This window comes from Actinoplanes sp. NPDC089786 (assembly GCF_040684855.1).
Classification (GTDB): domain Bacteria; phylum Actinomycetota; class Actinomycetes; order Mycobacteriales; family Micromonosporaceae; genus Actinoplanes.
This window is the reverse complement of sequence record NZ_JBFBGU010000001.1, coordinates 2,239,013-2,259,479: the sequence shown is the minus strand read 5'-3', so window position 1 is coordinate 2,259,479 and position 20,467 is coordinate 2,239,013. Positions and strand designations below refer to the sequence as shown.

22 protein-coding genes are annotated in these 20,467 nt (G+C 72.2%); 9 read left to right on the top strand and 13 right to left on the bottom strand.

The window, feature by feature from the left end; genetic code table 11:
• Window positions 1-70: 70 nt before the first annotated feature.
• From AB0O15_RS10775 to AB0O15_RS10765, 3 genes are all read left to right on the top strand, one after another.
• Entirely contained in the window at window positions 71-1,561 is a 1,491-nt protein-coding gene (locus AB0O15_RS10775) for a fibronectin type III domain-containing protein (RefSeq protein WP_364316871.1), read from the top strand.
• A 303-nt stretch (window positions 1,562-1,864) separates the two neighbouring features.
• Complete coding sequence (locus AB0O15_RS10770) at window positions 1,865-2,821, top strand: tetratricopeptide repeat protein (RefSeq protein ID WP_364316869.1); 957 nt, start codon at window positions 1,865-1,867, stop codon at window positions 2,819-2,821.
• A 35-nt stretch (window positions 2,822-2,856) separates the two neighbouring features.
• Window positions 2,857-3,249, top strand: coding sequence for a GGDEF domain-containing protein (locus tag AB0O15_RS10765; protein ID WP_364316867.1), 393 nt, complete (start codon window positions 2,857-2,859; stop codon window positions 3,247-3,249).
• A 3-nt stretch (window positions 3,250-3,252) separates the two neighbouring features.
• On the opposite strand, the gene AB0O15_RS10760 is transcribed toward AB0O15_RS10765, so the two are convergent.
• Entirely contained in the window at window positions 3,253-3,672 is a 420-nt protein-coding gene (locus tag AB0O15_RS10760; RefSeq protein ID WP_364316864.1) for an ester cyclase, read from the bottom strand.
• Window positions 3,673-3,772: 100 nt separating this feature from the next.
• Here AB0O15_RS10760 and AB0O15_RS10755 point away from each other — a divergent pair, with 100 nt between their 5' ends.
• Window positions 3,773-4,468: a TetR/AcrR family transcriptional regulator gene (locus AB0O15_RS10755; protein WP_364316861.1), complete on the top strand. Its 696-nt coding sequence runs from the start codon at window positions 3,773-3,775 to the stop codon at window positions 4,466-4,468.
• Window positions 4,465-5,124 (top strand): class I SAM-dependent methyltransferase family protein, encoded by a 660-nt coding sequence (locus tag AB0O15_RS10750; RefSeq protein WP_364316858.1) that lies wholly within the window; start codon window positions 4,465-4,467, stop codon window positions 5,122-5,124. The genes AB0O15_RS10755 and AB0O15_RS10750 overlap by 4 nt, the downstream gene beginning before the upstream one ends.
• Here the strand turns inward: AB0O15_RS10750 and AB0O15_RS10745 are convergent.
• From AB0O15_RS10745 to AB0O15_RS10730, 4 genes are read right to left on the bottom strand one after another with little or no spacing between them, the layout of a single operon-like run.
• Window positions 5,095-5,850, bottom strand: coding sequence for an endonuclease/exonuclease/phosphatase family protein (locus tag AB0O15_RS10745; protein WP_364316856.1), 756 nt, complete (start codon window positions 5,848-5,850; stop codon window positions 5,095-5,097). The genes AB0O15_RS10750 and AB0O15_RS10745 overlap by 30 nt on opposite strands.
• 6 nt (window positions 5,851-5,856) lie before the next feature.
• Window positions 5,857-7,257, bottom strand: coding sequence for a phosphatase PAP2 family protein (locus tag AB0O15_RS10740; RefSeq protein WP_364316854.1), 1,401 nt, complete (start codon window positions 7,255-7,257; stop codon window positions 5,857-5,859).
• Window positions 7,258-7,286: 29 nt separating this feature from the next.
• A complete protein-coding gene (locus tag AB0O15_RS10735) occupies window positions 7,287-8,246 on the bottom strand; it encodes a YihY/virulence factor BrkB family protein (RefSeq protein ID WP_364316853.1) in 960 nt (319 codons plus the stop codon).
• Entirely contained in the window at window positions 8,243-9,214 is a 972-nt protein-coding gene (locus tag AB0O15_RS10730; protein ID WP_364316850.1) for a diacylglycerol kinase family protein, read from the bottom strand. The genes AB0O15_RS10735 and AB0O15_RS10730 overlap by 4 nt, the downstream gene beginning before the upstream one ends.
• Before the next feature lie 58 nt (window positions 9,215-9,272).
• Between AB0O15_RS10730 and AB0O15_RS10725 the strand changes: the two genes are divergently transcribed.
• Together AB0O15_RS10725 and AB0O15_RS10720 are read left to right on the top strand one after the other, a co-directional pair.
• Window positions 9,273-10,067, top strand: coding sequence for an MBL fold metallo-hydrolase (locus AB0O15_RS10725; protein ID WP_364316847.1), 795 nt, complete (start codon window positions 9,273-9,275; stop codon window positions 10,065-10,067).
• Window positions 10,064-10,633 (top strand): VTT domain-containing protein, encoded by a 570-nt coding sequence (locus AB0O15_RS10720; protein WP_364316845.1) that lies wholly within the window; start codon window positions 10,064-10,066, stop codon window positions 10,631-10,633. The genes AB0O15_RS10725 and AB0O15_RS10720 overlap by 4 nt, the downstream gene beginning before the upstream one ends.
• Window positions 10,634-10,670: 37 nt before the next feature.
• On the opposite strand, the gene AB0O15_RS10715 is transcribed toward AB0O15_RS10720, so the two are convergent.
• Window positions 10,671-11,597 carry a serine hydrolase gene (locus AB0O15_RS10715; protein ID WP_364316842.1) on the bottom strand — a complete coding sequence of 309 codons (927 nt, stop codon included), beginning with the start codon at window positions 11,595-11,597 and terminating at the stop codon, window positions 10,671-10,673.
• Window positions 11,598-11,765: 168 nt separating this feature from the next.
• Window positions 11,766-12,482, bottom strand: coding sequence for a hypothetical protein (locus AB0O15_RS10710; RefSeq protein WP_364316839.1), 717 nt, complete (start codon window positions 12,480-12,482; stop codon window positions 11,766-11,768).
• Between the two features lie 181 nt (window positions 12,483-12,663).
• Here AB0O15_RS10710 and AB0O15_RS10705 point away from each other — a divergent pair, with 181 nt between their 5' ends.
• Window positions 12,664-13,443, top strand: coding sequence for a hypothetical protein (locus tag AB0O15_RS10705; RefSeq protein WP_364316836.1), 780 nt, complete (start codon window positions 12,664-12,666; stop codon window positions 13,441-13,443).
• A gap of 171 nt (window positions 13,444-13,614) precedes the next feature.
• Complete coding sequence (locus tag AB0O15_RS10700) at window positions 13,615-14,121, top strand: helix-turn-helix domain-containing protein (RefSeq protein ID WP_364316833.1); 507 nt, start codon at window positions 13,615-13,617, stop codon at window positions 14,119-14,121.
• A 31-nt stretch (window positions 14,122-14,152) separates the two neighbouring features.
• On the opposite strand, the gene AB0O15_RS10695 is transcribed toward AB0O15_RS10700, so the two are convergent.
• The 6 genes from AB0O15_RS10695 to AB0O15_RS10670 form a co-directional block, all read right to left on the bottom strand.
• Window positions 14,153-15,181, bottom strand: coding sequence for a S1 family peptidase (locus AB0O15_RS10695; protein WP_364316830.1), 1,029 nt, complete (start codon window positions 15,179-15,181; stop codon window positions 14,153-14,155).
• Between the two features lie 200 nt (window positions 15,182-15,381).
• Window positions 15,382-17,013: an FAD/NAD(P)-binding protein gene (locus tag AB0O15_RS10690; protein ID WP_364316827.1), complete on the bottom strand. Its 1,632-nt coding sequence runs from the start codon at window positions 17,011-17,013 to the stop codon at window positions 15,382-15,384.
• A gap of 665 nt (window positions 17,014-17,678) precedes the next feature.
• Window positions 17,679-18,242 carry a winged helix-turn-helix domain-containing protein gene (locus tag AB0O15_RS10685; RefSeq protein ID WP_364316825.1) on the bottom strand — a complete coding sequence of 188 codons (564 nt, stop codon included), beginning with the start codon at window positions 18,240-18,242 and terminating at the stop codon, window positions 17,679-17,681.
• Window positions 18,243-18,825: 583 nt separating this feature from the next.
• On the bottom strand, window positions 18,826-19,512 hold the full coding sequence (locus AB0O15_RS10680) for a hypothetical protein (protein ID WP_364316823.1): 687 nt from the start codon (window positions 19,510-19,512) through the stop codon (window positions 18,826-18,828).
• Window positions 19,512-19,997: a hypothetical protein gene (locus AB0O15_RS10675; RefSeq protein WP_364316820.1), complete on the bottom strand. Its 486-nt coding sequence runs from the start codon at window positions 19,995-19,997 to the stop codon at window positions 19,512-19,514. The genes AB0O15_RS10680 and AB0O15_RS10675 overlap by 1 nt, the downstream gene beginning before the upstream one ends.
• A gap of 105 nt (window positions 19,998-20,102) precedes the next feature.
• The gene (locus AB0O15_RS10670) at window positions 20,103-20,396 is read right to left on the bottom strand and encodes a hypothetical protein (RefSeq protein WP_364316817.1); all 294 of its coding nucleotides are present in this window, start codon (window positions 20,394-20,396) and stop codon (window positions 20,103-20,105) included.
• Between the last annotated feature and the right edge of the window lie 71 nt (window positions 20,397-20,467).

The window sequence follows — 20,467 nt, the reverse complement described above, 5'->3', positions numbered from 1 at the left end:
ACCTTAAGGCGCCGACGACATCGACCAGCGAGACTTGTACTTACTGTGTCCATGCCAGCACTATGGGCACGTGGCCCCGCCGCTCGCCGAAGTGACCGCCCGCGCTCAGAGCCTGACCTCCGCGGGCGAGCTGGAAGCGGCCCGCGATGTGCTGGGCGGCGCGCTCGACCAGTCCGACACCGACCCGCGCCGCGCCTCCCCCGACCTGGCCACCGCCGCCGCCCTTCAGGCCCGGGTGCTGATCGCGCTCGGCGACCCGCACGCCGCGAAGCTGTGGGCCGGTTTCGCCCACGCCGCCGAGGAACGCCTGCACGGCGCCCGGGACGAGCGGGCCGTCGCGGCCGCCGCCACCCACGCCGCGGTGCTCTCCCGGATCGGTCACCACGGCCGGGCCGCCCAGGTCTACCGCGACCTGCTGGCCGCGCTGGAGGCGGTGGACCCGCCCGACTCGGCCCGGGTGCTGGCGGCCGAGGCCGATCTGGCCACCGCCGAGCACCACTCGGGACAGTGCACGGTGGCCCGCAACCGGATCAAGAGCGCCTGGACGCGACACCGGGACGCGTACGGCGACTCGGCCCCGGCCGGCATCAAGATGCTGGCCCGGCTGGCCGTGATGGAACGCGAGTGTGGCCGGCGCACCGAGGCGGCCGAGCACGTGGCGATGGCGCAGGAGCTGTGCGCGCGCTACCTGCCGGCCGGCCACCCGCTGGTGCAGCAGGTCGACCGGCTGGCCGGCGCCCCCGCCACCGGCAAGCACGTGTGCGGCCGGGTCACCGGGTCGGACGGCCCGGATCCGGCCGCCGACCAGACCACGTACCGCCCGGACGCCCCGCCGGAGCCGGCGCCCGCGGAGCCCGAGCCGGACAACCGGCCCACCGACCCCAAGGGCAAGCTCTACCAGCAACCGCTCTACCTCAGCGACGTGCATCAGGCGCCCGGCGACCTGAGCGGCCGGCACGCGCGCGCGGACACGCCGCTGCCGATGCCGGGCGCTCGCATCCCCGAGTACACGCCGGAGGGACGCCGCGTCCCGACCGGCAGCGCCCCCGCCGGCGACCTGCTCCCCGTACGCCGGGAGAAGCCGGAGTCGGGCGGTTCCCGGCAGCCCTTCATCCTGGCCGCCGTGCTGGTGGCCGGGGTGGGGGTGGCCGCGGCCGTGGTCGCCGCGACGCTTCCCCGCGGCGACGAGGCGCCGCCCGCGGCCGCACCGGCCACCGTGACCAGCGCACCCGCCGTCACCGCGTCCGGCCGGCCCACGCCCAGCCCGTCCGGCCCGACCGGCGCCGGCGGCAGCGACGGCGCGCCCACCGGGCTGAAGCTGCGCGACAACCGCGACGCCGTGGTGATCTCCTGGGTCTACCCGAAGGGCGCCGACGGTCCCGTGCTGATCTCCGGCGGCCGGGCCGGCCAGGAGCGCAAGGTCTTCCAGCAGATGCCGCCGGGCAGTTCCAACTACATCGCGTACGGCCTGAACGACCGCCTCGACTACTGCTTCTCGGTGGCCGTCGTCTACTCCTCCGACCGGGTGGCCGCCACCGACCCGATCTGCACCGACCGCTGAAGCGCCGCCCCCTGAAGCGCCGCCCTCTGAAGCGCCGCCCTCTGAAGCGCCGCCCTCTGAAGCGCCGCCCTCTGAAGGGCCGCCCTCTGAAGGGCCGACCGCTGAAACACCGACCGCTGAAGCGCCGGCCCAGACGCGTCCGAGCGTTCGTAGCGGCCGGCGGCGTGATTGCTGGAGGCGAGCACGACCCGGCATGGGAACAGCAAAGCGTCCCGCAACCGTTCTGCACCCCGAACACACCGTGGTGGAACCCGTGGCCCGGCATCGTGGGCGGACAGGGAGCCATCACGGAAAGCAGGTTCGGTGACAACGGAGGCGGCACCGACGTCGAGCGCCGCCGTTCATCCGGGCGGGCGCGCGGATCTCGCCGCCCTCGTGGCGGAGCTGGAGAGCCGCCCGATGTCGCAGTTCCGCACGCTGCCCGAGCCGGCCGCCGCGGCCGAGCGCCGGGCCGTGGCGATCGGCGACGACGAGCTGGCCAACCGGGCGCGGCTGCTGGTCGCCGGGGCGCTGCTGCGCGAGGGGCGGTCCGGGGAGGGTGGCCGCGCCGCGCATCAGGTGCTCGCCTGGGCCGAGCGCAACGGCACCCCGTACCTGATCGCCCGCACCCACCGCGAGATCGCCATCTTCTATCGCCAGGTGGGCGACTCGGCGACCGCGCTGACCCATGCCGTGCAGTGCGTCGCGCACCTCACCGACGACGTGGCGCCGGTGATCCGGGCCCGGCATCTGCTGTCGCTGGCCACGGCGCTCGACGAGACCGGCAGCAGCGCCGAGGCCGAGCGCCGGTTCCGGGAGGCGCTCCAGGTGGCGACCGCGGTCGGCGACCACGAGCTGACCCTCTACATCCTCAACAACCTGGCCTACACCGCGACCGAGACCGGGGACGAGCCGGCCGCGCGCGGCTACATCGAGCACATGCGCGACGTGCAGGCCCGGAGCGGCGCCCCGTTCAGCGCCAACGAGCTGGACACCATCGCCCGGGTCGAGATGATGTCCGGCCGGCACGACGCGGTCGAGGCGACGCTGCGCGCGGTGCTCGAGGCGGGCCAGACCGCGGTGCTCGGCAACGAGGGCGACGCGTTCGCCGAGTGCCTGCTCACGCTGGCCGAGGCGCGGCGGGCGGCGGGCCGCCACGAGGCCACCCAGGAGGCGCTGGACGCGGCGTTGCGGATGTGCGACGAGCGCGGGCTGCACGCGATCCGGGCACGGGTGCGCGAGGAGCAGGCGCTGCTGTACGCGAGCGGCTGCCCGCCCTGATCGGCGAGGCCGTCGTCCGGCGTACCCCGCTGGCCGTGGCGATCGTCGATCTTGATCATTTCAAGCGGGTCAACGACACGCTGTCGCACAGCACCGGCGACGCGGTGCTGGTCGAGGTGGCGGCGATGCTGGCCGAGGTGGCCACCGGGCCGGTCCTGGCGGCGCGGATGGGTGGCGAGGAGTTCCTGCTGGTCTTCCCGGGGGTCGACCTGGCCGAGGCGGCCCGGCGGTGCGAGGCGCTGCGGCTGCGGATCCGGGCCTTCCCGTGGGCCCCGGTGACCGGGACGCTGCCGGTGACGACCAGCATCGGGGTGACCGCCGCGGCCGAGGGCCGCAGCACGCCGAGCGCGTTGCTCTCCCAGGCCGACCGCAACCTCTACGCCGCGAAGCGCTCCGGCCGCGACCGCGTGGTGGTCGACACCCTCTGATCGTCAGGCGGGCGGGGTCACCCGGAGCTGGGCCAGCAGGACGTGGATGTCGGAGTTGACCCAGTACTCGGCGAACTGGCCGTCCGCCACCCGCAGCAGGTCGGTGCCGGTGAAGGCGACCTGGGTGCCGGGCTCGGCCGCGGCGCCGGGGAAGCCCCCGCCGTAGGTGCCCGAAGCCGTCCAGCGCAGCGCGACGTGGTCGTCCTGGACGATCGGGCCGACCTCGATGGCGAACGTGAGGTCGGTGAAGGCGGCCCGGGTCTGGCCGATCCACTCGGCGAGCCCGTCGGGGCCCTTGACGGCCGACCCGTCACCACCGTCCATCATTGCCGCGTGCAGGCGGAAGCCGGGCGTGATGATCTGCTGGGCGCGGCCGAGGTCGCCGTTCCACAGCTGGAGCCATCCGTCGATGAGCTCGTTCATGTCGTCCTCCTGAAGGTACGTGAGTAGCGAACCGAAACTAGCGACGAAGAGCCGCCCTCTGGCAGTGCCAGATTAAACTGACACCGTTAAGGTGAGGCGCGTGTCGCTGAGAGATCGCCGCCGCGCCGCGGCCACCCGCGAGATCCTCGACGCCGCCCTCAAGCAGATCGTCGAGCGCGGTCCGGCCGGTCTGGCCCTCCGGGCGGTCGCCCGCGATCTCGGGATGACCGTACAGGCGCTCTACCACTACTTCCCGAACCGCGACGAGCTGGTCACGGCGCTGATCGTCGAGGCCTACGACGACCTGACCGCCGCCGTGCGGGCCGCGGTCGACCACCCGGCGCGGCCCGGCGATCCGGCCTTCATCGCCGCCGCCGACGGCTTCCGGGGCTGGGCCATCGCCAACGCGGCCCGGTTCCAGCTGATCTACGGGACGCCGCTGCGGAACTACCGGGCGCCGGACGACGGCCGCACCACCGGCGCCGCCCAGCGGCTCGCGGTCGTGGTCTGCGACGCGCTGTTCGCGGGGCTCGGCGCCGACCGGTTGAGCCGGATGGAGCTGCCGCCGATGAGCGCGGGGCTGCGGGAACGCTTCGACCGGCTGCCGGCCGAGGCGATCGGCGCGCTCCCGCCGGCGGCCGGGGCGCTCTTCGTCAGCGTCTGGGGGCACCTGCACGGCCTGGTGGTGCTCGAGGCGTTCGGGCACACCGACTTCCTCGCCCCGTTCCAGGCCGAGATCTTCCGCGGCGCGATGCGTGATCTGCTGGCCGGCGTCCACCGCCGCCTGCCCGATTGAGGCCCGCCCGGTGCGGGCAGACTCCTGCTCATGGCCAAGGTGAGCAGAACTGGCAGGAGTGGCACCAGCACTACGACGACCCGGGGTCATCCCTGGCCGGGCGGTTGCGGGTGGTGCAGCGCGACCTGCGGCGGGCCCTGGCCGAGGCGCCGCGGGCGGACGGCCGGCTGCGCCTGGTCGCGATGTGCGCCGGTGAGGGCCGGGACGTGCTGCCGGTGCTCGCCTCGGCCGGCGATCCGCTCGTGTCGGCCGTACTCGTCGAATTCGATCCCGGCCTGGCCTCGACGGCCCGCGCCACCGCCGCCGAGCTGGGCCTGTCCGGCGTGCGGGTCCGGGTCGCGGACGCGGGCGACCCGGCCACCTACGCCGACCTGGCGCCGGCGCACATCCTGATGGCCTGCGGCGTCTTCGGCAACGTCACGATGGCCGACGCCCGCCGAACGATCGCCGCGATGCCGATGCTGCTCGCCGACGGCGGCCTGGTGATCTGGACCCGCGGGCACTTCCCCGACGACGACCGCGACCCGGCCCAGGACCTGCGCGCGCACTTCGAGGACTGTGGTTTCGAGGAACTCGCCTTCACCCGGCCGGACGACGCGCACTTCCGGGTCGGCCTGAACCGGCTGTCATCCCGCCGGCTGTTCAGTTTCGTCTGAAAAGGACGCGACCACCGGATAGTGGTCCGAGGCGCGATCGGTGACCTCGTCCCGCCGCACCGACACATAGCGGGTCAGCCTGGCCAGCGGCGGGCTCGCCATCAGGTAGTCGAGCCGGAACTCCCCGAACTCCCTCTCCCGGTAGCGGGCCGTCGGCACGGTGGCCCCGATGCCCCGCCCGACGTCCACGAACCCGGCGTCGAGCAGCGCCCGGATCGCCCGCGTGTCGGCGGTCCCGGCCGGGGTCAGGTGACGACGCTGATACCGCTGGTCGATGACCGCCAGCGCCTCGGCGTGGTCGGTGCCCGGGTCCAGCGAGTTCAGGTCGCCGGCGATCAAGACCTTCCGGCGGGTACGGAAGAAGCACGCCGCGAGCCAGGTGGCCTCCCGGCGACGGCGCTCCGGCGAGAACGGGTTCAGATGGGTGCTGACCACGGTCAGATCGCCGACCGTGGCCACCGCCGCGGCGTGGTGCAGCCGCCACGTGATCGACCGCGTCCGGGTCAGCGCCGTCCGCGCCAGCACCGCCACCGGCTGCCCGAACACCGACGGCGCCAGATGCGCGGTCATCCCCAGCTCACCGGCGACCTCGCCGACCCGTTTCGCGCTCCACCCCTTGAGCTCCTGCAACGCCAGCACATCGGGCCGTTCCCGCCGCACCACGTCGAGGATCGCGCCGAGCCGGTCCTGCCCGCCGACCAGGATGTTCCACGTCATGACCCGCATCGGCCGTCAGACCCTCTCGCGCGGCGGGGACTCCCGTGCGGCGGGCGCGGGCGCCGAGGCGGAGCCGGCGTTCGTCTCGACCGGGTCGGCGGTGCGCAGCGGGCGGATGGCCCAGCAGAGGACGCCCAGCCAGAGGGCGGTCAGGAGCAGGGCGCCCAGGACGTCGGTCGGGTGGTGCATGCCCCGGTACACACGGGACAGGGCCACCCCGGCCGGCATCACGATCGCCGGGACCAGGGCCAGCCAGCGGTACCAGCCCCGGCCCCGGCCGATGACCAGGATGGCGATCGCGGTCCACAAGCACAGGGTCGCGGCGATGTGGCCGGACGGGAAGGACGACGTCGGCATCTGGCCGTCCATCTGCTCGACCCGCGGCCGGGGGCGTTCGACGGCTGCGGCCGTACACAGGAAGAGGGTGATCTCACCGGCCATGGTCACGAGCAGGAACACGACCGGGCGCCACTGACGCCACAGGGCCAGGGCGAGCGGGCAGGAGATCAGCAGCACCAGGGTGATCGCGTGGGTGTCGCCCGCCTTGCTCCAGAAGTAGCTCAGGTCGTCCAGGGACGGGGTGCGGAAGCTCTGCAGCCAGCGGTTCACCCCGTCGTCGTGCTGTCCGCGCACCAGCACGCCGAGGACGTACACCAGGCCGAAGGTCAGCACCCAGCCGGTGACGATCTGGAAGACCGCGCGCCACGGGTGGGCGGAGCCGTGGTGGGCCGGGGCCGGACGCAGGTCGGCGGCGGACGACGGCTCGAGGCCACGGTCCATGAAGTCGGGGCGGAACGCGTACGCCGTGACGCCCAGCCAGGCCACCCCGAGCAGCCAGCCGCCGAGCACGTCCGTCGTGTAGTGCACGCCCAGAGCCACCCGGCTGAAGCCGATCAGCAGCACGATCAGGCCCAGGAACCCAACGAAGACCTTGCGCCACCGGGGCGGCACGGCGGGCAGGAAGACCAGGACGAGCGCGCCGTACACCACCATCGAGCCCAGGGCGTGCCCGCTCGGGAAGCTGTTGCCGGGCGCGTGGGCGACCGGGGTCTCGACCACCGGGCGTACCCGCCCGACCAGGGCTTTCAGCGACGGGTCGAGCAGCAGCGCGCCCACGCCGGTGACCACCAGGTAGAGCGCGAGGCGCCAGCGCCGCCGGATCAGCAGCACCAGCACGGCCAGCACGACCAGCCAGAACATGAAGGGGCGGCCGCCCAGCTGGGAGAACCACCTCAGCAGGCCGACGTACGGCGAGACGACGGCGTTGAGACCGTCGGCGATCGCGACATCGAACCCGGTCAGCGGCGCCCACCGGCCCCGGACCAGCAGCAGGAGCAGGCCGAACCCGAAGCCGACGGCGGCCACCAGCAGGAAGCCGGCGAAGGCGCCGATACCGAAACGACGTGACACGGACACGGCCGCCAGTTACCCGGCCGCCACGAAAATCAATCTCCCGGCTGCCACCGGTCGGGCGGCGCCGGCTGGGTGACGCCGACCCGCTGCGCCTCCAGCTGGGCCGCGAAGGCCAGCCCGAGGAAGAACGCGATGCCGGTCAGGTTCGCCCAGATCAGCAGGGCCATGATCGCGGTCAGCGGGCCGTACGTGGCGTTGAAGTCGTCGCTGATCCGCACGTACCCGCCGAGCCCGAGGCTGGCCAGCCACCACAGCACGGTGGCCACCCCGGCGCCGAACAGCAGCCAGGACAGGGCCGGTTGCTTGCGCCGCGGCGACTGCTCGAACAGGACGCCCACGGCCACCACGATCAGCACCAGGCTGAGCGGCCAGCGGATCCAGTCCCACCCGGTACGCAGGGCGGAGCCCCACCCCAGCTCCCGCGCCAGCGAGTCGCCGGCCGCTCCCCCGGCCACCAGCAGCAGGAAGCCGATCAGCGCGGGCACACCGGCGACCACGGCCAGGATCGCCGCGCGGATGTACTTCGGCCGGGCGGGCCGGTCACGTTCGACGCCGTAGATCCGGTTCGCACCGCGCTCGATCTGCGCCATCGCCTGCGTCAGCGCGACGAGACCGGTGATCAGGCCGACGACCAGCGCGAACTCGCCCTGGTCCTCGTCCTCCTCGCCGGCCCGGAGCAGGTCGCGGACCAGCGGCTCGGAGGCGCCGGGGGTGAGCGCGACAACCGTGTCGGCGACGATCGTGCCGCCCTCCTCCGCGCCCAGGTCGGTGGCCAGGCCGGACAGCGCGATGAGGAACGGCACGATGGCCAGGCAGAGCTGGAGCGCCAGCGCCCGGGAGTGGCTGAAGCCGTCGCCGTATCGGAACCGCACGAAGGCGTCCCGGACCAGCGGCCACCGGCCGTAGTGCCGGATCGCCTCCAGCGCGTCGTCGGCGGAGAGCTCGTCACCCGGCATCATCCGGGTCTCGGGCACCGGCTCGGTGGAGCTCACTCCGCCTCCTTGGCGGCGGCGCGCACCCCCTCGGCCGCGTCGCGGGTCACGCTGACGTCGTAGGCCAGGTCGGGGTCGGACGCCGGCCGCGGCACGCACAGCAGCAGCGCTTTCGGCTTGATGGTGATCTGCATGCTCTTGCCCGGGTCGATCAGGTCGCCGTCGAGCTGGCGCGGCTGGGGGCGGTTGCTGCGGATCTCGACCCGCTCGGCCCGGTAGGTCTCCATCCGGGGGATCCGCTTGCGCCGGCTCAGCACCCCCCAGCCGATGGCCAGCCAGTGCCACAGGTTGTTGGGGCTGAGGATCGCCACGTCCAGCTTGCCGTCGTCCGGCGTGGCCTCCTCGAGCAGCCGCAGGCCGCCCTGCAACCGGCCGACGTTGCCGACGATGACCGTCCGCGGGTGACGTGGCATGGGCGGGCCGCCGTCGATCACCACCCGCACCCGCATCGGGTTGGCCAGCAGCTTCTTCAGGCCACCGCCGACGTACGCGATGGACCCGAGCCGCTTCTTGGCCGTCTCGGAGGTGGCGTCGAGCATCTCGGCGTCGAAGCCCATGCCGGCCATCACCGCGAAACACTGGTCGCCGACCTGGCCGACGTCGATGCGCTTGCGGCCGCCCTCGATCGCCACCTGCACCCCGGTCGCCGCGTCGCCGGCCAGCCCGAGGTTGGCGGCGAGCAGGTTGCCGGTGCCGGCGGGCAGCACCGCCATCCCGACGTCCGTACCCGCCAGAGCGGTGACCACCGCCATCACCGTGCCGTCGCCGCCGCAGGCGAAGACCAGCTCGGCGCCGTCGGCGACGGCCTGCTCGGCCTGACCGCGGCCGGCGTCTTCCGGCGTGGTCTCCAGGAACCGGGGCTCGGGCCACCCGGCCTCGGCCAGCCCTGAAGTGATCAAGCGGCGCAGCTGATCCATGTCGTCGACCTTGGACGGGTTCACGACGACGGCGGAGCGGGGTCCAGTCACGGCGCCAGTCTGGCGGAGCCAGGTCACGACCGCATGTCGAGGTGAGTACCGTGAACTGGTGGGCGAGACGAGCGTCACCTGGTGGGGGCACAGCACGATGTGGCTGGCCGATGCGGGCACGACCGTGCTGACCGATCCGGTCCTCACCAACCGGCTGGCCCATCTGCGCCGCATGGCCGGTCCCGCGCCGCGGCTGCCCGGGCCGCCCGACGCGGTGCTGCTCTCCCACCTGCACGCCGACCACTTCCACCTCACCTCGCTGCGGATGGTTCCCGGCCACCCGACGCTGGTGGTGCCGCGCGGGTCGGCCGGCTTCATCGCCAAGGGCCTGGGCCGGGCCGCCGCCGAGCGCGTGGTCGAGCTCTCGCCCGGCGACGAGACCAAGGTCGGCAACGTGACGATCCGGGCGGTGAAAGCCGCCCATCCGGGTGACCGCGGGCCGTGGTCCAACCTGCGGTCGGTCGCGCTCGGCTTCGTCGTCGAGGGCACTTCCAAGACGTGGTACGCCGGGGACACCGGACTCTTCGACGAGATGTCCGCGCTCGGGCCGCTGGACCTGGCGTTGATCCCGGTCGGCGGGTGGGGACCGACCCTGCACGCGCACGAGCACCTCGACCCCGAGCAGGCGGCCGAGGCCCTGCGCCGGGTCCGCGCCACCCATGCCGTGCCGGTGCACTACGGCTCGTTCTGGCCGGTCGGCCTGGGCCGGGTCCGGCAGCACATGTTCGGCGAGCCGGGGCCCGCGTTCGCCCGGTTCGCCGCCGAGAAGGCGCCGGACGCCCAGGTCCGGGTGCTGCGCCAGGGTGAGACGCTGACCTTCCGCCCCGCCACACCGGCCGGGGACGCCGCGTGATCGCCTGGTTGGGCTCACTGTTCTGGTTGCTCGGGGTGGTCGCGTTCGGCGCGATCGTGCCCGTGGTGCCGACCGGCGCGGCGGTCAGTGGCGCGGCCGCGCTGGCCTTCCACACCGAGCCGCTGGTGCTGGTCCTGGTGGTCGCGTTCGGCGCGGCGGGCGCCTACGTCGGCGATCTGGTGATGTACGCGATGTGCCGCGCCGGTGGCGAGAAGCTGGCCCGGCGGCTGCGCTGGCTGCGGGACGAGGAGCACCTGGCCACGGTCAAGGAGAGGCTCAAGGAGAAGCAGGTCCAGGTGCTGCTGGTGTCGCGGCTGATTCCGGGCGGCCGGGTGCCGGTGCTGCTCGCCGCCGCCTTCGCCGGCCTGCCGTGGCGCACCTTCGTGATCGCCAACCTGCCGGCCTGCGCGCTCTGGTCGGTCGTCTACGCCGGGGTCGGCCTGGCCGGCGGCTCGATCTTCCCCGAGCCGTGGCAGGGCGTCGTCGCGGCGGTCCTGCTGATCCTGATCGTGAACTGGGCGATCAGCTTCGTCCAGAAGCGCCGCAAGGCGACCGCCAGCACTTGAGGTCGCCCGCACTTGAGGGCGTTAGTACTTGAGGGCGTTAGTACTTGAGGTACTGCCGGGTCATCTTGGCGACCTTCTCGACCACGGCGATCCCGCCCGGCATCTCGACGTGGTTGTGCGAGAGGACCGCGATCGAGACGTCGGTCTTGGCGCCGCCGCTGACCCGTCCGACCGTGTTGATGATCCAGCGGTTCTTCTCGGTCGAGCGTTGCAGCCAGCCGTTCTTCACGGTGAAGTTCTCACCCTTCGCGGCGGCGGCCGGCACACCCCAGTTCTGGTCGGAGTTGACCGAGCTCATCAGTTCTTTCGCGTACGCCCGGGAGCCCTCGTCGAGCGGCCCCTTGGCGTTGACCAGCTGATTGAGCAGCTTCACCTGGTCGTTCACGGTGGTCTTGGTCAGGCCCCAGGCCGTGACGACCTTGGTCGACTTGAGGCCCAGCTTCTTGTTGCACTTCCCGATCGCTTTCGCCCCGCCCAGCTGGGTGAACAGCGAGGTGGTGGCGGCGTTGTCGCTGGCCCGGATCATCCGCCCGGCCCGCTCCTTCTCGCTCGCGGTCAGCTCACGCTCGTCGCCCTGGGCGTCGAGCAGCAGGCAGGCCAGCACCTGCACCTTGACGACGCTCGCGGTCTCGTAGGCCTCCGAGCCGCGGAAGGCGTACGTCTCGCCGGTCTTCCGGTCGAGCACGGCCACCGAGAACTCGGGCACCGTGGCGGAGTACTTCTTCAACGCCGTGTTCAGGCTCCTGACCTGCTTGGCGCGCTCGATCTTGCGCAGTTCCTCGGGGCTCGGGCCGGTCGGCGTGGGGCTGGCCGCCGGTTTCGAGGGGCCGCCGACGACGCCGGACGACAGGACGCCACCGCCCTCGCCCCCGCTGTCGCGGGTCATGCCGACAGCCACCAGCGCGCCACCCCCCAGAATTCCGACGGCGGCAACGGCCAGAATCACGCTCTTCGTCCGAAGCACCCATGCATATTGCCGCGCCCGATGCCGGAATCGTTACCCGTGGGCGGGATCCGATCAAGATTGGCCCCAACTTTCGACGCAGGGCGGCATGCCGTTCACGCTGAGTGACGCTGGCCGCCGTTGCCTATACGCGCTCAGAGCTGCTCTGAGCGCGTATAGGCAACACGCCTAGGCCAGGAGGGCTAGTTCGGTCTTGGTGCGCTGGAGTTCGGCCGGAGCCACGCCGTAGGCCCGCAGCGTCCTCGACACCCGGGAGGCGAGCGCCTCGGCCTCGTCGACCGGGCACCGGGTGGACAGCTCCAACAGGTCGGAGCCGTCGGGGTAGCGCCACCGCTCGGCGGTCAGCCCGCCCTTGATGCCGCGCAGCTTGATGCTGAGCTTCCGCACGTCGACCGGCCCGTAGACGACCAGGTCACGGAGGCCGACCCCGGACGGGGCGTACCGGGCGAACAGCTTGCGCTGGCGCGCGGACAGCAGGCTGGTCAGCGGCCGGCCCGCCTTGAGCGCGCGGCTCACGTCGCCGCGCCGCAGCCGGCGTTTGAGCGCGCCGGAGCAGACGGCGTGCCCGGGCAGCGCGTCGATCTCCATCTGGAACCGGTCGGCCGAACGCAGCCAGCCGGGCACCCGACGGGGGTCGACCGGGCGCAGCTTGACCACGGCGTCGTCGCGCCCCAGCCGGCGGTCGCGGACCCGGACGATCAGATCGTGCTGGTAGAGCGCCAGGTCGGGGGTGTCCAGGTAGTAGACGCGGCGGTTCGGCCCGCGGGCGGTGTCGATGCCGAGCGACCGGCTCCGGTGATCGGGAACCACGATCTTCAGCTCGACCTCGCCCGCCTGGCCGGCCAAGGTCCGCAGCGGATGTGGCTGCCAGAATCCCGTCGTCACCTAGCACGTCCCTTCTCTTCGTTGTGCATCGACAACCGTACGTGATGGCCAGGACCAGGGCCGTATACCCCTCGTATGATTCTCGTTAACCTGCTGTCAACGTTGATCTTCCGGTGCCCGACCGCGTCGGAATCGGCGCTCAGCCGGTGAACTCGAGCGTCTCGTGGGCACAATGAACAGCATGGCCATCCTGGATCTCGCCCGCGCCGCCGTTGACCTCGCCCGCAGCACCGCCGGCCAGGTGATCGAGATCGGCGCGACGCTGGTCAGCGTGCCGGCCCGGGTGCTCGCGGTCCTCGGCCAGGCCGAACTGCTCGCCGCCCGCATCGCGGTCGTCGCCGACAAGGCCGACACGCTGGTCGACCGGGCCGGCCACTCGGTCGCCGAGGCGGAGGCGGCGATGCTGGAGATCCGCACGATCGCCAGCGCCGCGGCCCGGCTCGTGGCCGAGGTGGAGAGCGTCGCGGCCGGGGCGAATCAGCTGGTCATCGAGGCCGACAACGTGGCCACGGGCGCGGCCAGGGTGGTGGGCGGCGCGGCCGCGGCCACCGACGCGGCCACCGCGGTGATCAAGGACGCGGCCGCCACCACCGGCGCCGCCTCGGCCGTCGTGGTCCGGGCGGCCACTGCCACCGGGGAGGCCGAGGCGCTGCTGCACGCGTACGCGCCGACCCTGCAGAAGGCCGCCCCGCTGGCCGAGCGCTTCGTCAACGAGCTGTCGCCGGAGGAGATCTCGGCGGCGATCCGGATGGTGGACACCTTCCCCGAGCTGCGCCGGCACCTGGTCGACGACATCCTGCCGCTGCTCGGCAAGCTCGACCAGGTCGGCCCCGACCTGCACAAGCTGCTCGGGGTCACCGAAGACCTCCACCTGGCCATCGCCGGACTGCCCGGTCTGCGGATGCTCAAGCGGCGCGGCGAGGAGAAGGAAGCCGACGATCGGGCGGCCAATGGGCGTTAACGCCCGATTCGGACCGATCGGCCCATACTTTGGGCAGGCGGCGAAGCGCGAAAAACGCCGACCGCCCCCGTGATCAGCGGCTGTTCGCGTTCCGATCCAGGACCTCGTGACTTTCACCCCCTTTCGAACCGGTTGTAGACTGCAAGTGGTCTCGCATCCGTAGGGGGTTTCGTGGGCGACGCGCATCGGTCGGGATGCCCGATCAACCTCTCGCTGGAGGTGCTCGGCGACAAGTGGTCGCTGCTGATCATCCGGGACATCATGTTCGGCGACCGGCGACACTTCCGCGCCCTGCTCACCCGGTCCGAGGAGGGCATCGCCTCGAACATCCTGGCCGACCGGATCGGCAAGCTGACCGAGCTCGGGCTGATCACGTCGGCGCCCGATCCGTCCCACAAGCAGCGGGTACGGCTGAGCCTGACCGAGCCGGCCATCCAGCTGGTGCCGGTCATGGCCCACCTGGGCGCGTGGGGGCGGCGTCATCTGCCGGTGTCGCCCGAGCTGGCCATCCGCGCCCAGCTGCTCGAAGAGGGCGGGCCGCCGCTGTGGGACGCGTTCATGGACGAGCTGCGGGAGCTGCATCTCGGGGTGCCGCGGCTTTCGGGGACCCCGTCGGTCCTCGGTTCGCTGACCGCCGCGTACCTGGCTCTGGTTCAGGAAAAAGCCCCGCTCGGGTGAGCGGGGCTCTCCTTCCTGCGGTTCTGGTTCGTCAGTAGACCGAGACGCCGTAGACCGAGAGCGGCTCGGTGACCGGCTGGAAGTAGGTCGTGCCGCCGGAGGAGCAGTTGCCGCTGCCGCCGGAGGTCAGGCCGTGGGCCGTCGAACCGGAGTAGAGCGAGCCGCCGCTGTCGCCGGGCTCGGCGCAGACCGTGGTGCGGATCAGGCCGGAAACGCTGCCCTGGGAGTAGTTCACCGTCGTGTTCAGCGCGGTGACCCGGCCGCTGCGGGTACCCGTGGTGGAGCCACGGCGGGTGACCGTCGTGTTGACCGCCGGGGTGGAGGCGCTGCTGATCTCCACGCCGCCGACCGTGCCCGGCCGCGAGATCGAGCCGGTGTAGCGCACGATCCCGTAGTCGTTGCCCGGGAAGCTGGTGCCGGCCCGGGTGCCGATCGTCTGCGAGCCGTTGGTCCAGGTGGTGCCGATGTTGGTGCAGTGACCGGCGGTCAGGAAGTACTGCGTGGAACCCGACTGCACGTTGAAGCCGAGCGAGCAGCGGGAGCCGCCCGAGTAGATGGCGTCGCCACCGGAGATCAGCGTGCTCAGCGTGCCGGCCTCGATGTCCAGCCGGGCGGTGTCACCGAGACCGGCGACGAGCTCGCGGACCTTGGTCAGCTTGGCGCCCTTCACCGTGCTGTCGGCCGTGACCACGATCTGGTTCGCGATCGGGTCCAGGCCGAACGACGTACCGGCGATCTTCAGGTCCTTGCTGAGCGAGTCGTTGGCGGCGGCCAGCACCGCGCCACCGCGCTCCACCATGCGGGGGGTGGCGCCGGCCGCGGAGACGGTCTTCGCGGTGGCGGCGTCGGTCACGTTGACGATCAGCTTGCCGTCCGTGCCGACGTACGAGCCGGCGCTGCGCTCGCCGAGCTGAGCCTCGAGGGTGTGCGAAAGAGTCGTCGCGGCGACCGCCGCGTCGGCGCTCAGCGGGGCGGCCACAGCCGGTGAGGCGAAGACGCCGCTGGCGAGAATGCCGACGGCCAGGCCGACGATCGGTCGGCGAAGCTTCGGGTTGAGCACGTTTCCTCCCAGGGGGGTGGGTGGCACGCCGGGAGTTCGGTGTGCCGGAGGTGCTCACGCAGTATTGAACGCCGTCGATACGTTCCTCAAGGCTCGTTAAGGTTTACACAATGTTTCGTCGATACCCGTCAAACAAGCATTGAGCTGGGCGTTCATGGATGTCATACGTCGGTCTTATTACTCATTCGGGATGCTCCGGCTTAGGCTGCCCTTTCCAGACCCGTCGTGGCGATCTCCTCGGCCAGGTCCCGGGCCTGCGACCGGATCTCCGGCACCGCCGTCGTCTCCCAGCGCACCCCACGCCGCAACGGCCCGAGCACCCAGATGTTCCGGTGGATCCGCCCGTCGTGGTCGACGTCGAGCCCCAGCCCGTACGGGCCGACCCGGGCCAGCCCCTTGCGCAGCAGCGTCGCGGTGAGTCCCGTGGCCGCGCCCGGCAGCCGCCCCGGGCCGGCACAGTTGACGATCGCCGCCTTCGGCAGCCCCTCGGGCGGCGCGCCCTTCCGGACGATCAGCCGCCCGGTCTCCCGCAGGTGCGCGATGCGCGCGGCGACCGGAGGCGCCATCCGGTGGCGGTGACACTCCCAGAGGCGGGCCAGGTGGCGCAGGAAGGCGTCCCGGTCCCGGTCGGCCAGGCGGCCCCAGACGGCATCGGTCTGTGGGCGCAAGCCATCGACGACGGCGCGCCAGTCGGTGGCGGTCGAGGCCGATTCGCGTACGGCGCGGATGATCTCCCGCAGGGTGCTCTTGCCGGTGAGGTCGGGGAAGTCCAGGTCGGCCGGACGCTCGACGTGACCCAGGGGGAGCATGCCTCGGCGGCTGTAGGCGATGATCACGCGGTCGCTCGCGCCTGTGGTGTTCAGGCCGCGCGCCTGCTCACGGTCCGGGCCGCCCCAGACCGGGCCGTCCCAGAATGCGCCCGGGCCGGCGTCGAGGTCGCCGACCGTGGCTTCGCCGCAGAGGACTTCCTCCCAGGACTGGGCGGCTGGGTCGCGTGCCGGCTTCTGGCCCCACGCCGGCGCCGCGCTGCTTCCACCCACCGCGCTGCTTTGATCGGCTGCGCTGCTTTTATCGGCTGCGCTGCCCACCTGCGCGTTGCTCACCTGGGCCGTGCCGCCTGCCTGGGCCGTGCCGTTCATGTTTGCCGCGCCGGCCGCGTGAGCCGTGGCGCCTGCGGGTGGCGTGGCGCTTGTCCGGGCGGCGCCGCTGGTTCCTGGTGTGCGCGCGGGTTCGGTGGCGGCGAGGGTGAGTGTGACGTCGACCGCGGTGAGGCCGGTGCCGATGAGCAGGACCGGGCGGTCGTGCGGAAGGTTGTCGAGAGCGCCCGGGCGCCACGGGTCGGCCACAAAGGACGGATCCTCGCCGAGGGCCGAGGGAAGGCCGGGCGGCTGCCCGCTCACCGGGTTACCGAGCGCCAGCACCACGTCGTCGGCCCGGACCTCCCGGCCGTCGTCGAGGATGACGAGCGGGTCCGTACGTACATCGGAAACCCGGCCCCGCACCCACCGAAACCGCCCCGGGTGGGCCAGCGCGGCCCAATCCAGCACCTCGCGCAGGTAGTGCCCGTAGGCCCGCCGCGGCATGAAGTCACACGCTTCCACCCCGGCCCACCGCACGAAATGCCCCGGGTCATCCGGGTAGGCGCTCATCGCACCCGCACGCGAGTTGAGCAGTTGCCAAGGCCGAGCCGACGCACCATAGGCGACCCCGCCACCCAGCTCGCCCGACTCGATCAGCACCACATCGGCGTCGGTCCGGCGCAACAGAGCCACGGAAGCCAACACTCCCGCCGCCCCGCCACCGACAACCGCCACAACCCGTCGTCCGGACATCCGCGCCCCCTCGACCGAACTCCTATCCACACGATAGGCAATGAAGGCTATGCCGGTCCAGACAAGCCATCTCGGAGCCACACTTTATCCGGTGCCGTTCGGTCGATTTGCCGGTTACACGCCCCCACCTGTGGATAACCAGCGCGAAATGTCACACCCACCCGCTACATTTCCTGCCCACCCAGAGGGGTGGGGGTGGCGGTGGTGGGCGCGCGACAAATCAGACAAGTCGCTGAATTGTGACGGCCCAACTCGGCTGTTTCGCGGCGCAGCCCCGGCGGTGGCAGAACTCAGAGCGCCACGGCAAAGCTGCGGCGCGGGCCGTGCGAGCCCCACCGCAAGTAGCTGCTGTCGCGGAGCGAACCCAACGGGCGAAACCCGCCGAACGCAGAGCGTGCCACGACAAGGGCTGCGGGACGGGCGACACGATCCTGACCGCGAGCAGCTGTTTCTGCGGTGTGGGGCCGGCGGGTGGACGTCGGCCGAACGCAGGGTGCGCACGGCGGGGACGCACGCCACCGCGGGGCCAACGGGGAAGCACGCCACCGCGGGACGCACGCCACGGCAGGGACGCTCGCCACGGCACGGCCGCGGGCACGCGCCACGGCAGGGACGCAGGCACGCGCGCCACGGCGGGGTCGCCGCGGGCGCACACCCGAGGGGGGTCAGACGACGCGGACGGGGGCGGAGTCGGCCAGGCGGTAGCCGACGCCGTAGACGGTGGTGATCAGTTCGGGGTCGTCGAGTTTGGTGCGCAGGCGGCTGATGTGGACGTCGACCGTGCGGACGCCGGTGTGGACGTGGCCCCAGACCCGGGACAGAAGCTGGGCTCGGGTGAAGACCTGGCGGGGGTGTTCGGCGAAGAAGAGGAGCAGGTCGTACTCGAGGCGGCTCAGGTCGAGGAGTTTGCCGTCGCGGAAGGCCGCTCGGGGGGCCGGGTCGAGGCTGATCACGCCGGGCTCGCCGGTGGGGATCTCGGTGGGGGCCCGGAGGGCTACGTCGGCGGCGGGGCCGGCCACGGCCAGGAGTTCGCGGAGGGCGGTCAGGACTCGTTCGCGGTTCTCGCCCTCGCCTCCGTCGATGCTGATCGTCACCGTCAACGGGCCTGGGTTCGCGGCTGCCGGGTCTGCGGCGGCGGTCATCGACGAACTGGCGGTGGGCGCCGCGGTGGGGAGGTTGCGGCCGGTGACTGTGGCCACGGCCGGCTGCGCCACGCCGCTGAAGGTCACTGCGGGAACGGGAACGCCGGGAACGGGCACAGGAACGGCACGAGCTGGAACACCGGACGACAACGCGGAGGCGGTGGGCTCGGGAGCATTGGGCTCGGAGGCGGTATGGGAAGGGTCGGGGACCGCGCGCAGGCGAGGGCGTCGGTGGGGACGCGCGGGGCGGGCTTCGGTGGTGGTGAAGTCGGCTACGGCGGGTGCGGACATCTGGTCCTCCGGGGTGGTCGGATGGTGGAGCGCGCGGGCCGCCGTTGTGCGGCGGTGGCTTTAGATATATTTCCCATATGCGGGATAGGGATTGCGGCGCTTCTGTGCGCGGGCGCGGAGATCGCGAAAGGACCCTGGGCGGGTCAGAGGCAGCGCGGACACCGGGCGCTTGCGCACCGCAGGAGGTCGATGGCAATGCGCGTGGTGAGTCGCTCACGCCGCTGCATGAACCCATCGTCACCAGTCCCCCAACCGCCCGTCAAAGCATGTCCACCATATGGGAATAGTGTGACTTCGGGCACCGCGCAACAGATGTGAAGCCGCGCGCGGCCGATGACGGCCACGCGCGGCGAGGAGGGAAGGCCAGGAAGGGCACGGGTCAGGCGGCGCGGCGGCGGCCCCACAGCTTGATCGCGCCCGCGACGACGGCTACGCCGGTCAAGGTGGCGGCGCCCCAGAAGACCTGCACGGTGTCGGCGTCGCCGGTGAACCACCGGGTCCAGGCCAGGATCGTGGCCGCGACCACGACGAGCATTCCGGCCAGGCCGGCCAGCGCCCGCCGCCGCGCCGAGCGCCGGAGCAGGCCGGCCAGGACGTCGACGACCACGAAGACGGCCACGACCGCGCACCCGCCGAAGGTGAACGACCGGATCGGGAGGGTCACGTCGGGGTCGTCCAGGCGGACGACGACCAGCAGCAGCGCGACGCCCAGGACCAGGGCCAGGACCGCGGACGAGCCGATCTCCCAGGCTTTCGGCGGCGGGCGGTCGCGGTCCTGCCGCTTGCGGGGGATGTAGTCCCACGCGCGTGCGGTGTACCAGCGTTCGGACAGCGCGCCGAGGATGGTCAGCGACAGGACCACCACCAGCGGCGGCATCACGTGGCGGGTCAGGTAGGCGATGATCGCCGCGACCAGGGCGGCGACGGGGAAGCCGGTGAAGGCGGCGAACAGCCGCGCGTTGCGGTAGAGGGGCCGGGCCTCGGGCAGGTCGAGCGGATGCACCAGCGGCTGGACGGCGGGGTCGGGCAGGGTGACGTCCTCGCGGATCTCGTCGGCGGCGTTCATCAGGAGCTCCAAGGGGTTCGCGGGATGTAGGTGCCGGTGCCGGGGCGGGCGATGTCGTAGACCTTCTGCCGGGACACGCCCAGGCGGCGGGCGACGGTCACGGCGCTGTACTCGTCCAGCAGCGCGCCCACCGCGGCGGCGCGGATGGCCGAGCTGCGCGAGGTCAGGTGGGCGGTCACGGCGCCGACCTCAGCCGCCAGCAACGCGACCGCGAGGGGCCCACCAAACGGCTCGGCCCAGGCGACGTCGGAGGCGGAAGCGGAAGCGGCGGAAGCAGCGGCAGCGGAAGCGGAAGCGGGAGCAAGAGCAGGAGCGGAGGCGACGGCGGCGAACAGCTTGTCGCCCCCGTCGGCCAGCACGGCCCACACCTGGGCGGCCGTGACGCCGGACGACTCGAAGCGTTCCCGAACCTGTTCTCGGATGTCGGGCGACCGATGGGCCAGGACCACGTCCCAGCCGATGTCACCCCGGGGTTGACTGCTCACGAGGGACAGCATGTGTCACCCCGGGGGTTACTGTCAACCCGGGGGCGACAAACAGAAAGGAGGGGAAGCCGAGAGCCGGCTTCCCCTCCAGAAGAAGGAACAGGATCAGACGCGTACGTCCAGCAGATCTCCGCTGGACATCACATTGCGGAGCTCCCCCACGTCGAGCCCCCGATTCTGCAACATGGTGACCAGTTCGGCCGGCGACTGCGCGGCCACCTCCGCGACAGGCAGGTCGAGCAGCGAGCTCACCCGGTCGAGCCGATCGGGATCAGGCACACCGCTACGCGTGCCCGGGTCGGGAGTCGGGGGCGCGAGGTCGCGGCGGGCGGGTGGCGCCGGCTCGACCCGGTACGCCGCGGCCGCCGAGGCGGCACTGATGCTGGTGATGGACGTCATGGTGGACGGGTTCCTTCTCTCCAGAGCCGGGGGCCGGCCCGTACGACCTGGGGCCATCGGCCGGCCCCGGC